Consider the following 13,932-nt stretch of genomic DNA (forward strand, 5'->3'; position numbering starts at 1 on the left):
GGTAAGAAAGTCTTTGGACGCTGGCTTGGGTTAATCGAGACCGTGCGTCTCCGGCGAATAGCCGCTCTTGGCGCAAATCTCGCTTCGCGCCATGTCGAGATTGTTCTCGTAGTCAGCGCCAAAAGGCGCCACGAGCTGTTTTTCCAACGAGCACAGCAGGACGTCCAAGACGGCTCGCTCCGCGCCGCTTTCAAAACAAGCAGCGGGTGGCGTCGAAGGCGGCGCCGCGCCCGACCAGCGTGAAAGCAGTTCGAACAGCACGAGGGCTTCGTGGCGATCGAGGTCGATGTGGGCGCCGTTTTGGGTCGTGATTGTCATTCATCATAAGCGAAATATTGCCGAAGCGGGCGCCGTATGCAAGTTGTGCTGGCGAGAGGGTGTCGCAAAATCCTTTCCTCCCCGCGACACCCATCCCCCATATCCCGACGCCCTCAGGCGCGCCTCGTGCACAAGAGATTTTCCCTCAGTCGTGCAGTTTGGGTAGAATGTCGCATTCAGGCTTTAACGACGTCGCCTGACCCCGTAAAATCCCCGCCAACAACAATCGGGGTTGCATGCACATGGCAGAGTTTCCGCAAAAGGCAAAAGTCGTCATCATCGGGTTGGGCGGCATCGTGGGGGCCTCCATCGCCCACCATCTCATCGAGCGCGGCTGGGACGACATCGTCGGCATCGACAAGTCCGGCATCCCCACCGATATCGGCTCCACCGCGCATGCGTCGGATTTCTGCTACACCACCAGCCATGACTATCTGTCGGTCTGGACGACGCAGTATTCGATCGATTTCTACGAGAAGATGGGCCATTACGCCCGGATCGGCGGTCTCGAAGTCGCCCGCACCGGCGACGAGACCTGGATGGAAGAGATCAAGCGCAAGCTGTCCTCCGCCAAGGCCTTCGGCACCCGCGCCCATTATGTCAGCCCCGCCGAAATCAAGAAACTCTTCCCGCTGATCGAGGAAGATCAGGTGATGGGCGGCATGTTCGACCCCGACGCCGGCCTCGTGGTGCCGCGTTCGCAGACCGTCGCCGGCAAGCTGATCGACGCGGCCGAAAAGACGGGCAAGCTCTCGGTGTTCTCCAATACGCCGGCGAAATCGCTGATCGTCGAGAACGGCCGCATCAAGGGCGTCGTCACCCATCGCGGCACGATCATGGCCGATCACGTCATCGTCTGCGCCGGCCTCTGGGGCCGCCTGATCGCCGAAATGGTCGGCGAAGACCTGCCGGTGATGCCGGTCGACCATCCGCTGACCTTCTTCGGCCCCTATAACGAGTTCGAAGGCACCGGCAAGGAAATCGGCTATCCGCTGCTGCGCGACCAGGGCAACTCCGCCTATATGCGCGACACCGGCGATCCCAAGACCACCGAAGGCGGCCAGATCGAGTGGGGCTATTACGAGACCACCAATCCGCGCATGTGCCATCCGCGCGAGCTGCTCGAAAAGCACGAGGCGCGCCTGTCGCCCTCGCAGCGCGACCTGGAAATGGAGCAGATCATCGAGCCGCTCGAGCGCGCGATGGAGCTGACGCCGATCCTCGGCGAACTGGGCTATAACGAAAGCCACTCCTTCAACGGCCTCCTGCAGGTGTCGGCCGCCGGCGGCCCGTCCTGCGGCGAGAGCCAGAAGGTGCGCGGCCTGTGGTATTGCGTCGCGATCTGGGTCAAGGACGGCCCCGGCTACGGCAAGCTGATCGCCGACTGGATGACCGACGGCCGCACCGAGATCGACCACAACTCGATCGACTACGCCCGTTTCTATCCGCACCAGCTGACGGAAGAGTTCATCGCCAACCGCTGCTTCGAAGCGGCTCAGAAGATCTATTTCCCGGCCGTGCATCCGCGCGAGCCCTACGCCACCAGCCGCAACGCCAAGCGCTCGCCGATGTATGAGCGCGAAGTCGAACTCGGCGGCCACTTCATGGAGCTCGGCGGCTGGGAGCGCGCCCATGGCTACAAGGCCAATGAGCATCTCCTGGAAAAATACGCCGACCGCGTGCCGGTGCGCGCCAACGAATGGGACAACCGCCATTTCTGGCGCGTCTCCAACGCCGAACATCTGGCGATGAGCGAGGATTGCGGAATCGTCAATCTCAGCCATTTCCATATGGTCGACATCGAAGGCCCTGATCATGTCGAGCTGATGGAATGGCTCTGCGCCGCGAAGATCGGCGGCGACGCCAATATCGGCAAGGGCGTCTATACCCACTTCCTCGATGACGAGGGCATGGTGCGGGCCGACTTCACCGTGTTCCGCATGGCCGACCGCTGCCGCCTGGTGAACGGCGCCGACGCCGGCCCGCGCGACTTCCACTATATGAAGCGCGTCGCCGAAGATCGCGGTCTCGACGTGACCATCACCGATGTCAGCGAGAAGTTCATCACCATCGGCATCTGGGGCCCCAACGCCCGCGACACGCTGAAGAAGGTGGTGGCCGATCCCGCTGGTCTCGACGTCGAAAACTTCGCCTTCGCCGCCATCAAGCCGATCGAGATCGCCGGCAAGCATGTCACCGCCTTCCGCATCTCCTATGTCGGCGAGCAGGGCTGGGAACTGCATATGAAGTATGAGGATGGCCTGGCGGTCTGGGATGCGCTGCGCTCCACCGGCGTCATGGCCTTCGGCGTGGAAACCTACGCCAATTCCCGCCGCATGGAAAAGAGCCTGCGCTTGCAGAACGCCGACCTCCTGACGCAGTACAACCTGATCGAAGCCGATCTGGCTCGTCCGAAGGTGAAGGAAGCCGATTTCCGCGGCAAGGCCAAGCATCTCGAATACAAGGCCCGCGCGCATCAGCCAGCGATGCTCTGCACGCTGGTGATGACCGACAATGTCGACGCCTCGGGCGTGGCCCGCTACCCGTTCGGCACGCTGCCGGTCATGGACCCTGAAACCGGCGCCGTACTGGTGGACGAACTCGGTCGCCGCTCCTACACCACCTCGATCGCCTTCGGCCCGACGCTCGGCAAGAACATTGCGCTGGCCTATCTGCCCTGGGACTACTGCCAGGTCGGCCGCAAGCTGAATGTCGAATATTTTGCCGAGACCTATCCGGTGGAAGTGGCGGCGGTGGGCTACAAGCCGCTGTATGACCCGGAAAACCTGAAGCCGCGCACGTAAAAGGCGTCAGAGGTTTGGTGAGATTTGAGCCCGCCGGTCGGAAGACCGGCGGGTTTTCTGCAATTGAGCTGGGTCGGTTTGCGGGCGACCCAACCCGTGGGACGTAGGGTTTCAATGCGTTTCCCATCGAGATCTGCAAACTCGATGCCGTCGAGCCGCCGGCCTGCCCGACCGCCCGGCTCGCCGTCAATGTCGAGGGCGACAAGCAGTGATCCGGGTCGACAAGCTGACGGAGTGGAATTTATCGGAGCGGGGCGGACGACGCCTGAAATCTACTGTCGGCCCACCGGCTCATGGAGTGACGTGCGAACGGGAAAGTTCGATTTCACGCCAGTCGAGCCATTGCTGTCTCAGCTTATGCTTGGGAACGCCGATGTCGTCGTCGAGAACCTCAAGATCGACGATGCGCTCGGTGCGGAAATGGCGGAACGCCTGTTTTAATTCGCACCACGCAATCAACAGCGAACGCCCGTCCTCATAGCCGAGAAGCACGGGCCAAATGATACGGCGAGTTACCTCGCCACCAACGGCGCAATAGTCGATTTGTATCTTTCGGCCTTCCCTGATCGCCCGCCTGGTTGGACGGCTATCGAACATTGCGTCTTTAAGGGCCTCGCTTGGCTTCAGGCCGACTGCGGGTTCGGCGATGAGGGGAAGGAGATCGCTCGATATCGTGGAGGCGATCTTGGCGACGACATCCCTGGCGGCATTGGTGATTGCGGCATCCCCCAGCTTCGCCACCAATTGGACCCCGAGCAAGACGGCCTCGATTTCATCAGGCGTCAGCATAAGTGGCGGCATGTCGAATTGCTTGTCGAGGACGTAACCGAACCCCGCCTCCCCGTCGATGGGAACGCGTTGGCCAATCAGATGCGCGATGTCACGATAGATGGTTCGGCGCGCGACCTCGAGTTCATCCGCAAGATGCGCCGAGGTGACGGGGCGGCTCGATCTGCGGAGTATCTGGATGATCTGAAAGAGGCGTTCCGCTTTTCGCATAACTGCTGACTCCTGCTGCCACAACGCTGGCAGCAGGACTGTGTCACAAATGCAGAGAAAGAACTCGGCCGATTGCAGGAGAATATCATGAGATTTGCTTCCACCCGTCTCGTCGCCGCCGACATCAAACAGATGGTGGCCTTCTACGAGTTGGTGACACGCGTCCGCGCCGACTGGCTTGCGCCGGTCTTCGCCGAAATCGTGACGCCTGGTGGCGCCGCTTTGGCAATAGGCAGCGCGGAGACGGTCACACTGTTCAAGGAGGGCAGTGCGGAGCCGAGCGCCAACAAGACCGCCATTCTCGAGTTCATGGTGTCAGACGTCGATGCCGAATTCGCGCGGCTTAAAGATCATGTCGAGGTGGTGCACGAGCCAAAGGATTTGCCGTGGGGTAATCGCACGGTTCAGTTCTCCGACCCCGAGGGCACACGCGTCGCCCTTTATACACCGGTCACCGAGGCGGCGAAACGCCGCTTCAGCGGTCGCTGATCGGCTGTCGCGGCTGTTTGATGTGCGGCGCCAACACGTTTCATGGCCGAGGCGATCGGGTTGACGTTTTCGACCCTGGCGAACGAGGAACGGGAAGGCGAGCAGCGTTGGTGAGGGGCGGTCGCTGCGCGAGCGGCCGGACCCAGGACGCGCGTCTTCCATCGTCTACCGCTGCGCGGCCTCCGCTAACCTGCCGGTAACGTTAAATCCACGCCACGCCCACGTCTTGTCCATTCAGCATCCTTGCTCGACGCCGATGAGCCGTTGCTTAACCGAATGTCAAAAGCTTGCTGTTAAACGGTTTTAGAGGGGCGCTATCCAGACAAGGGGCTTTTATGGATTTCCTGGGTGTTTCCGGAATGCACTATTCCGGCGTGTCGTTGAAGGGCAGCCGCGTGATCGTCGCCGAGGACTCGGCGGTGTTCACCTCGATGATCAAGCAGCGGATGAAGGAACTGCTTGAGATCGATGTCGAGATCTGCCGCGACTTCGAGGAGATGCAGAAGGCCAATGAGACGTCGGATGAGGAAATCCTGCTGGCGATCTCGAATATGAACCTGCCGGGGGCGGAGAAGGGCGAGGCGCTGAACTATCTCGTCGATGTCGGCATTCCCACCATCGTGTTCACCGGCACGCTGCAGGACGCCACGCGCGACAAGCTGCTCGCCAACCAGATCGTCGACTACATCCTGAAGGACAGCGTCTTCGCCGTCGACATGCTGGTCGAAGCCGCCTGCCGTTTCCTGACCAATCACCACCACCATGTGCTGATCGTCGACGACAGCCAGACGGCGCGGGCGCTTCTGACGACGCGCCTGAAGCGCTACAACTTCAAGGTCAGCGTCGCCGACAGCGGCCAGAAGGCGCTGGAAATCCTCAAATCCAATCGCGACATCAACCTGGTGATCACCGATTACAACATGCCCGATATAGACGGCTTCGAACTGACCCGGCGCATCCGCTCCCATATCGGTTCGAACGAGATCCGCATCATCGGCGTGTCGTCGTCCACCGACCGGCTCTTGTCGGCGCGGTTCCTCAAGGCCGGCGGCAACGATTTCATGCTGCGTCCGTTCATCGACGAGGAATTCTATTGCCGCGTCAACCAGAACCTCGATACGCTGGCGCAGATGAAGTTCATGCTGGATCGCCAGAAGCGCGCCTGAGCGCGGAAATCGACTGCGGCGGCCGGGCGAATTCGATGTTCGGACGCCGTCTTTTCCATCAGCTGATATGAATATAAATTCAAGGCCGCCGCGTGTTCATGCTTCCCTCATAGGATGTGTCTCGCCTGATCATTTTTGGTGGCATTTCGCGAATATCCCGAATTTCCCCAAGGGCCCGACAGCTGCTTTACGTTGCGTTAAGAGGTGACCCCCATATTTTAATCACATGAGCAGGGGTTGCAATTATCGGATGTAGATCCGCTCGGCCCCACCGATCGCCGCTGCGATCGATGTTTTCGTTGTTTGAGGGGTGGGCCCTGTCATTGTTGTGGGATCCGACACGAAGCGCCGGAAGTGCGGCAGCGAAGCGGTCAGGCCGTATCTTGCTCGTCGAAGACACGCGCTTTTATTCCACCGCCATCCGCGATCGGCTGGAGCGGCGGCTGAACAGCGATGTTCATCACAGCCCGACGCTCGCCGGCGTCATGCGGTTGATCGAGGCCGAGGGCGACGCCTTCGACCTCGCGATCCTCGACCTCTGCCAGGCCGACGCCGCCAATGGCGAGGCGCTGGATTTCGTGATGAGCCGCGGCATCCCTTCGATCGTGTTCAGCGGCATCTCCAGCGACCGCAAACGCGACGAGTTGCTTGCCCGCGAGGTGGTGGATTATGTTCCGAAATGCTCCTCGGGCTCCATCGATCTCCTCGTCCGCGCCGTCGAGCGGTTCCTGTCCTATGCATCCGCTTCCATCCTGGTCTATGATCAGCGCGGGTCGCGTTCGCCATTGATCGAGAACCTCGAGGGTGGAGCGCATCCGTTCACCGTCGCGTCGCGCGAGAGCGAAGTCATGCGCATCCTCGATCATTCCGACGGGGTGCAACTGGCGCTGATCGATGCGGATGTCGGCATGGGCGCATGCGCCGCCTTCATCGACCGCGTCCAGCAGCGCTATCCGCAGGATCGGCTGCGGATCATCGGCTTTTCCACCCGTCAACGCGACGGCGATGTTGCGGAGTTCTTTCGCGCCGGTGGAGACGACTTCGTTCATCTGCCGGTCGTGACGTCCGAGTTGCTCGGCCGCATCGATCACATGCTGGCGATGCAGGCGCATATTCACGCGCTGCGGCGCATGGCGTCGCGCGACTACCTCACCGATCTCTACAATCGCAGGTATTTTTATGAGCTCGGACCGAAGATGGTCGAAACGGGGCTGCGCCAGGGGCAGGCGCTCGCCATGGGCCTGCTCGACATCGATCACTTCAAGCGGCTCAACGACACCTATGGGCATGAGATCGGCGACGTGGTGCTGAAGTCGGTGGCAAAGCGCCTGGTGCAACATGTCGCCAACTCGACGCATATCGCGGCGCGGCTCGGCGGCGAGGAATTCGGCGTGCTGTTCGTCGGGCTCGACATCGAACAGGCGCTCGCCTCCTGCGAGAAGCTGCGCCAGGATATCGGCGATATCCGCATCGTGGTCGGCGACGAGGAAATTTCCGTCACCGTCTCGATGGGACTGGCGGCGATCAGCGACGAGGAAAGCTTCGACAACTATTTGAACGCCGCCGACCAGTATCTTTATCTCGCCAAGAATTCCGGCCGCAATCGTGTGTTCTCGGACTATCAGGTCGCCCGCATGGCGGCGGCCTGACGCTCGAACGTCCGGATGTCCGGCGTCGTCACATGACGGCGCCGTTGACGCTCGGCATGGTGGCGAGCTGCTTGCGATCGGCGCGCTCCTGCTGCGGCGAGCGACCGTAGAGTTCACGATAGCATTTCGAGAAATGCGAGGCCGAGACGAAGCCGCAGGCGACCGCCACTTCCACGACCGGCATCGACGATTGCACCAGCAGATGGCGGGCGCGATCGAGACGGATTTCGAGATAATAGCGCGCGCCGGCGAACGGCCCATTTCCTGGCGGAACAGTCGTTCGATCTGGCGACGCGACAGGCCGGCCTTGTCGGCGATATCGACCAGCGACAAGGGCTCGGCGAGGTTGTTTTCCATGATCTCGATGATCGACAGGACCTTGGAGTTCTGCACGCCGAGGCGAGCCCTGAGCGGCAGGCGCTGGCGATCCGTCGCAGAGCGGACGCGATCGGTGAGATGCTGTTCGCAGACGCGATTGACAAGATTGTCGCCGAAATCCTCGCGGATGAAATAGAGCATCATGTCCAGCGAGGCGGTGCCGCCGGCGCAGGTGTAGACATTGCCGTCGATCTCGAACAGATCGGCATGCACATCCGCCTGCGGAAAGGCCTCGGCGAAGCCCGGAAGGTTTTCCCAGTGGATGGCGCAGCGCTTGTTGTTGAGCAGCCCCGCCTGGGCCAGCACATGCGCTCCGGTGCACAGGCTGCCGACCGCGATACCCCGGTTGAAGACTTCGCGCAGATAGGCGTTGACCGACTTGTTGCGGAAATCCTCGACATAGATGCCCGAGCACATCAGCACCATGTTGGGACGGTTTTCGCCCGTCAGGTTCTTGCGCTCGTCCATCAGCGACGTCTTGGCTTCCAGGCCGATCCCGGACGAGGAATAGACCTTCTGCCCATCGACCGAACAGAGCCGCCATTGATAGGCCTCGTAGCCCAGCATGCGGTTGGCGATGCGGAGAGTCTCCACGGCGGCGGAGAAGGGCAGCATGGTGAAATTGGGCACCAGGAAGAAGACGATCGTCCGCTTCACCTGCTGTGTCTTCTTGGAAACGGAGTAGCTTTCGGGCCGCATGGCAGGTGAATCCTCGTCTGTCGCTGAGAAACAAAGTGGTCTGAATGCGTCACTTTGCAATGGCCTTATGGCGACAGTTTATATCTTTTTTGCGGCGGCGAGATTTTGTTCCATGTTTCGGAGCTTATATTTCCGCGCAGGCAGGCGGATTTTCTCTTTTGGAAATAAGGATTCCTCAAAAGAAAAGGGACCCGGTTTTGTCGCCGGATCCCTGATATCGATGGCGTCGGGCGGCGTCACTTCTCATTCATGCGCTCCGCGCCGGGAAACCCGACGTCCTTCATGACGTCGAAAGGAACGTTTTCGAGCGACAACAAATCCTGACGGGCGCGCCAACGCTCTGAAATGCCGTACAGAAATGCTGCGACGAAGGCGCGTGTCCGATGCAGCGCGCCGTGCGAACCCGTAAAACCGGTCTCTAGACTGGACAAAGCCATGATGAAACTCCTTTCCGCTTTGCTGACAGTCGGAGTATCGCGCCGTCCAATCCATAAGACAAACGAATATATGTGAACCTAGATATCAGTAATTTTGACGTATCGCGCTGGGGTCGTCGGCCTCACGCAAACTTCTGCAGAATTGCGAGCATGCGCCGGGCCAGCGCGCCGTAAGGAGGATAGAGTAGACCGCCGGCGCCGAAGCGGGACTGAATGAAAACCGTTTTTTCCTTGCTGAGCGCCCTGAACCCATGTTCGCCGTGATAATGGCCGTAACCGGAGGCGCCTACGCCGCCGAACGGCAATCCGTCCTGGGCGAGATGCAGGATGACGTCATTGACGGTGACGCCGCCGGAGATCGTATTGGCCAGAACCTGGTCGCGAACACGGGCATCCTCGCCGAACCAGTAGAGCGCCAGCGGTCTTTCACCGTCGTTGACCTGCGAGATCGCATCCTCCACGCGGTCATAGGGCAGGATGGGCAGAAGCGGACCGAAGATCTCCTCCCGCATCACCGCCATGTCCTTCGTCGCATTCAGGATCAGGGCCGGGGGTAAGATGCGGTTCGCGTCATCGGGTTCGCCGAGCCAGATCACCTCCGCGCCCTGTTGCCGCGCCTCGGCGGCGATCTGCTTCAGCCGTTCATAATGCCGGGGGCGATGATGCTGGTGTAATCCGGATTTTGGGAGAAGGACGGATATTGTTGCAGCATCGCCGCCTTCAGCGCTTCGACCGTTTCGCCGAGGCGCGCGCGCGGGGTGAGCACATAATCGGGCGCGACGCAGGTCTGGCCGGAATTGAGGAGCTTTCCCCAGGCCAGCCGGCCGGCCGTGCGCCTCAGGTCGGCAGAGGCGTCGATGATGGCGGGGACTTGCCGCCGAGTTCGAGGGTGACGGGGGTGAGGTTGCGCCCGGCGACTTCTGCGACTTTTCGGCCGACGCCGGTCGATCCGGTGAAAATCAGGTGGTCGAAGGGCAAGGCGGTGAAGGCGGCAGCCACATCCGCACCGCCGGTGACGACAGTCACTTCGTCGTCGCGAAACGTTTCCGCAACAGCGCGGGCCAGCGCGGCGCCGAAGGCCGGGGTATATTCGGACGGCTTCAGCATGGCCCGATTGCCGGCGGCGAGCGCCCCGACCAGCGGGCTCAGAAGCAGTTGCAGCGGATAATTCCACGGCGCGATGATGCCGACCACTCCGAGCGGCTGGCGATGGATATGGGCGCGACCGGGCTGGAACGCCCAGGAAACGCCGACGCGTTCGGGCTTCATCCATGATTTGAGATGTCGCCGCGCATGGCGCAAGGCCGCGCGCACGGTCATGGTTTCGGTCAAGCCTGTCACGATGGCGTCACGACGGCCGAAGTCGGCGTCTATGGCGCGGGCGAAGGCGTCCTGGTGGGCGACGAGCAGGCTTTCTAGACGGTCGAGCCGGTCACGCCGCACAGCGAAAGACGGCGACATGTCTCCCCGATAGGCCATTTGCTGCCGGGCGAGCAGGGTGGTCAGACTCTGCATATCTGCATCCGCGACCTGCGGCGTCTCCTGATGGATCGTCATTCGTTTCCTCCCGGCTCATTCGGCGCTCTTTCAAACATGAGCATATATCAGTCTTTGCGTGCCGGACTAGGCCGTCGTCAAGAGCGCGCGTGACGAGGATTGTCGACCGGACAACGAGGTCGTCAAGACGAGGGATTGACGAAAATCTGGAATTGAGGTTCAATGAAACGCAATGAAGCAGCTTCATTTGTGAGATTTTCTGAAGGGTCGACCCGATGGCTTCGCAGATCGCCTCCACGCTCCCGACACTCGAGCTCGATATTCTCAAGACATTCGTCGCGATCGCCGACACCGGCAATTTCACCACCGCCGCCGAGCGGGTGTTCCGGACGCCGTCGGCGGTGTCGATGCAGATCAAGAAACTCGAGGATCAACTCGGCGTCAGCCTGTTTCGGCGAGACGCGCGCTCGGTGACCCTGACGCATCATGGCGAGGTGCTGCTCGGCTATGCCCGGCGCATGCTGGCGATGAATTACGAAGTGGTGTCGCGTTTCGTCACGCCGGACATGGCGGGCGTGGTCAGGCTCGGGTCTCCCGACGATATCGGCACGCTGATGCTGCCGGCGATTCTCAAGCATTTCGGCGAAATGTTTCCGTCGCTCGCCGTCGACGTGACGATCGACAATTCCGTGCCGCTGCGGAGAGCGCTGGCGGAGGGCAAGCTCGACCTGACTTTGTTCAATTTCCTCGATCCCAGCATTTCGCCCAATCCCGCCGAACGGGTGATGACCGAGCAACTGGTCTGGGTGGGCAAGAAGAACGGCCGGGCGCATCTGCGTGATCCGCTGCCCCTGTCGGTGTGGAACGAAGGCTGCATCTGGAGGAAGCGCGCCATCGAGGAATTGACCCGTTCGGCGCGGCCGTTTCGCATCGCCTATTTCTGCGGACATCATATGGGGCAACTCGCCGCGATCCAGGCCGACCTCGCCATTGCGCCGCTGGCCCGCTTCATGGTGCAATCCGACATGACCGTGCTCGGCGAGGCCGAAGGGCTCCCGAATATGGGTCATTACGATATCGGTCTCGCAGTCGGCGAAGAGGCGTCCGCGCCGGTGAGGGCGGTCGCCGATTATATCCGCATGACGCTCGCCGATCGCGGCCTGGAGCGCCTGACGGCAGCGGCGTAAACTGCCCTTGTCGCCGGGTTCGCTCCTTCCCGTGTGGACGAGGGGGCGCTTCCCGGGCCTCGGCAGTCATCAGACTGTCATCCGTCCGACATAGATGATCATCGTTTTCAAGATAACCCTTCTCAACTCATGGGTAAACGATGACCACCACCACTGTTGCCGCCTCCACGACCCTCGCCGCTCGCCTCAGCATGTCCGGCGAAGACATTTTGACCGTCGATGCCGGCGGCGTGTTCAGCGTCTCGGCCAATTCGCAGACCGTACGCTTCAACGGCGCGACCGACGGGGCTTCGATCGTCAACAACGGGCTGATCGAGAACACCGCCGAAGAAGGCCGCGCCATCCGCTTTGAAACCTCGGTCGGCGCGACGCTCGCCGCCACGATCGAGAACAATGGCCAGATCGAAAGCGACGACGACGCGATCCAGATCCAGGCGGGCGCAGTGACGGCGGGGCAGGTGACGATCACCAACACCGGCGACATCGAATCCGCCACCGGTCAGGCGATCGATTTCGCCGGCGGCGCCGGCGACTTCATCACCGCGGTGGTCAATAGCGGCGCCATCTTCGGCGCCACGAACGACGGCGTCCGCGTCGGCGGCGTCGGCAACATCGACAATTCCGGCACGATCTTCGGCGGCAGCGGCGAGGATCTGATCGAGAACGCCGACGGCATACAGTTCGAAGAGGGCGCTTCCGGTTCGGTGAACAATCTCGCCGGCGTCATTCTGGGCGACCGCCACGGCGTCAACGTCGATGAAGACACCGTCATCACCGTCGACAATGCCGAGGGCGCGGAAATCACCGGCCGCAACGGTTCGGGCGTCGGTTCCGACGGCTCCGCCACCGTCACCAATCATGGCGTGATCACCGGCAGCTACACCGAAGGCGTCGACATCAATGGTCCCGAAGGGGAAGTCGCCGACGGCGTGTTCGACGGCGACGGCGACGGCGTCGACATCGATTTCGAGGCGACGATCCACAATTACGGCGTGATCCAGGGACTGGGCGCGAATGGCAACGGCTCCGACGGCTTTGAGAACACTTCCGAAGGCATCGCGGCCGGCGGCGGCGCGATCAACAATTACGATGGCGCGACGATCAGCGGCCTCGGCCTCGGCATCCTGATCGACGACAGCTCGCGCGGCAATGCGTTCTATCTGACCACGATCGTCAACGAAGGTTCGATCACCGGGGTCGAGGACACCGGCGTCAAGATCGTCAGCGACCTCGACGACACGATCAGCAATGCCGGAACGATCACCGGCGGCAATGGAATGGCGGTGATCTTCGGATCCGGCGACAATGTCTTTATGATGACCGGGGACCATGCGCTGGTCGAAGGCAGCGTGATCGGCGGCGACGGCGTCGATACGCTGGATTACAGCGATTACGCGGGCGCGGTGACCATCAATCTAGCCGCGGGCGCGGCAACCGCGATCGATGCGATTTCCGGCTTCGAGGCCGTCGTGGGCGGCGCGCTTTCCGACACGCTGACCGGCTCGGCGAATGCCGACACGCTGCAAGGCGGTGCGGGGCTGATTCGCTGTTGGGCGGCGCCGGCAACGACGATCTGTTCGGCGGCGACGGCAAGGATACGCTGAATGGCGGCCTCGGCGACGACACGCTGCAGGGCGGGGCGGGCAACGACGTCTATATGCTGACCAACGCCGATGGCGACGTGATCCTCGAAGACGGCGACGCCGGCGTCGACATGATCGTCACCGCCTTGTCGATCGACCTCGGCGGCTACGCCAATGTCGAGAATGTGGACCTGAACGGCAAGAGGGCCTCGGACATCGAAGACAACGATCTCGACAATGTCCTGCGCGGCAACAACCGGTCGAACGACATCCACACCGGCCTCGGCAATGACAAGCTCTATGGCGAGGGCGGCAGCGACCTGTTTCACTTCGCCGCCTTCGGCGCCGAGAATTCCGATCGCCTGATGGATTTCGACGGCAACGACGCCGTTGCGCTGGACCGCTCGGTGTTTTCCGGCCTCGCGCGCACGGCCGGACATCTGGTCGCCTCCGATTTCGTCGCGGGCCCTGCAGCCAAGATCGCCGACGAAGCCGCCGTCATCTACAATTCCAAGACCGGCATTCTGTCCTATGACGCCGACGGCAAGGGCGGCGACGCCGCCGAGGCGATCGCTTTCATCGGCAGGAAGCTCGAGAATTTCGACTTCAACGACATCCTGCTGCTCTGAGGCGCAAGCTTCTGATGGCACTGACGCGACTCCCCGGCTTCCGGCCGGGGAGTTTTTCATTCGGCTGAAAGAAGTTTGAGCGCGTCGCCTGCAGCGC

The 13,932-nt window shown here is 61.6% G+C and carries 12 protein-coding genes and 2 pseudogenes; 7 read left to right on the forward strand and 7 right to left on the reverse strand.

Annotated features, from left to right (window positions below; genetic code table 11):
• Positions 1-30 precede the first annotated feature (30 nt).
• Positions 31-261 (reverse strand): hypothetical protein, encoded by a 231-nt coding sequence (locus H2O14_RS20625; protein WP_312858640.1) that lies wholly within the window; start codon positions 259-261, stop codon positions 31-33.
• Between the two features lie 299 nt (positions 262-560).
• On the opposite strand from H2O14_RS20625, the gene H2O14_RS20630 reads away from it, so the two are divergent.
• Positions 561-3,122: an FAD-dependent oxidoreductase gene (locus H2O14_RS20630; protein ID WP_182829123.1), complete on the forward strand. Its 2,562-nt coding sequence runs from the start codon at positions 561-563 to the stop codon at positions 3,120-3,122.
• Between the two features lie 291 nt (positions 3,123-3,413).
• On the opposite strand, the gene H2O14_RS20635 is transcribed toward H2O14_RS20630, so the two are convergent.
• Positions 3,414-4,121: a YafY family protein gene (locus H2O14_RS20635; RefSeq protein WP_182829124.1), complete on the reverse strand. Its 708-nt coding sequence runs from the start codon at positions 4,119-4,121 to the stop codon at positions 3,414-3,416.
• Positions 4,122-4,208: 87 nt separating this feature from the next.
• Between H2O14_RS20635 and H2O14_RS20640 the strand changes: the two genes are divergently transcribed.
• The 3 genes from H2O14_RS20640 to H2O14_RS20650 all read left to right on the forward strand — a co-directional run bounded on the left by H2O14_RS20640 (position 4,209) and on the right by H2O14_RS20650 (position 7,425).
• The gene (locus tag H2O14_RS20640) at positions 4,209-4,610 is read left to right on the forward strand and encodes a VOC family protein (protein WP_182829125.1); all 402 of its coding nucleotides are present in this window, start codon (positions 4,209-4,211) and stop codon (positions 4,608-4,610) included.
• 335 nt (positions 4,611-4,945) lie between these two features.
• Positions 4,946-5,776 (forward strand): response regulator, encoded by an 831-nt coding sequence (locus H2O14_RS20645; RefSeq protein ID WP_182829126.1) that lies wholly within the window; start codon positions 4,946-4,948, stop codon positions 5,774-5,776.
• 383 nt (positions 5,777-6,159) lie between these two features.
• Positions 6,160-7,425, forward strand: a complete 1,266-nt coding sequence (locus tag H2O14_RS20650; protein ID WP_182829127.1) for a diguanylate cyclase — start codon at positions 6,160-6,162, stop codon at positions 7,423-7,425.
• Between the two features lie 28 nt (positions 7,426-7,453).
• Here H2O14_RS20650 and H2O14_RS20655 read toward each other — a convergent pair.
• The 5 genes and pseudogenes from H2O14_RS20655 to H2O14_RS27875 all read right to left on the reverse strand — a co-directional run.
• A pseudogene (locus tag H2O14_RS20655) lies at positions 7,454-8,502 on the reverse strand (GlxA family transcriptional regulator).
• 236 nt (positions 8,503-8,738) lie between these two features.
• Entirely contained in the window at positions 8,739-8,939 is a 201-nt protein-coding gene (locus tag H2O14_RS20660) for a hypothetical protein (protein ID WP_182829128.1), read from the reverse strand.
• A gap of 122 nt (positions 8,940-9,061) precedes the next feature.
• Positions 9,062-9,535 carry an aldehyde dehydrogenase family protein gene (locus tag H2O14_RS27865; protein WP_312858641.1) on the reverse strand — a complete coding sequence of 158 codons (474 nt, stop codon included), beginning with the start codon at positions 9,533-9,535 and terminating at the stop codon, positions 9,062-9,064.
• A gap of 38 nt (positions 9,536-9,573) precedes the next feature.
• Entirely contained in the window at positions 9,574-9,705 is a 132-nt protein-coding gene (locus H2O14_RS29005; RefSeq protein WP_312858686.1) for a hypothetical protein, read from the reverse strand.
• Positions 9,706-10,496, reverse strand: a pseudogene (locus tag H2O14_RS27875) (aldehyde dehydrogenase family protein); the annotation flags it as partial. It abuts the gene before it with no gap.
• A 215-nt stretch (positions 10,497-10,711) separates the two neighbouring features.
• On the opposite strand from H2O14_RS27875, the gene H2O14_RS20670 reads away from it, so the two are divergent.
• The 3 genes from H2O14_RS20670 (at position 10,712) to H2O14_RS20680 (ending at position 13,835) form a co-directional block, all read left to right on the forward strand.
• On the forward strand, positions 10,712-11,623 hold the full coding sequence (locus tag H2O14_RS20670; protein WP_182829129.1) for a LysR family transcriptional regulator: 912 nt from the start codon (positions 10,712-10,714) through the stop codon (positions 11,621-11,623).
• 140 nt (positions 11,624-11,763) lie between these two features.
• Positions 11,764-13,227 carry a hypothetical protein gene (locus H2O14_RS20675; protein ID WP_182829130.1) on the forward strand — a complete coding sequence of 488 codons (1,464 nt, stop codon included), beginning with the start codon at positions 11,764-11,766 and terminating at the stop codon, positions 13,225-13,227.
• The gene (locus tag H2O14_RS20680; RefSeq protein ID WP_182829131.1) at positions 13,173-13,835 is read left to right on the forward strand and encodes a calcium-binding protein; all 663 of its coding nucleotides are present in this window, start codon (positions 13,173-13,175) and stop codon (positions 13,833-13,835) included. Before H2O14_RS20675 ends, H2O14_RS20680 begins: the two co-directional genes overlap by 55 nt.
• Positions 13,836-13,932: the final 97 nt, after the last annotated feature.

The sequence above is a fragment of the Rhizobium sp. G21 genome (assembly GCF_014158035.1).
Taxonomy (GTDB): Bacteria; Pseudomonadota; Alphaproteobacteria; order Rhizobiales; family Rhizobiaceae; genus Rhizobium_E.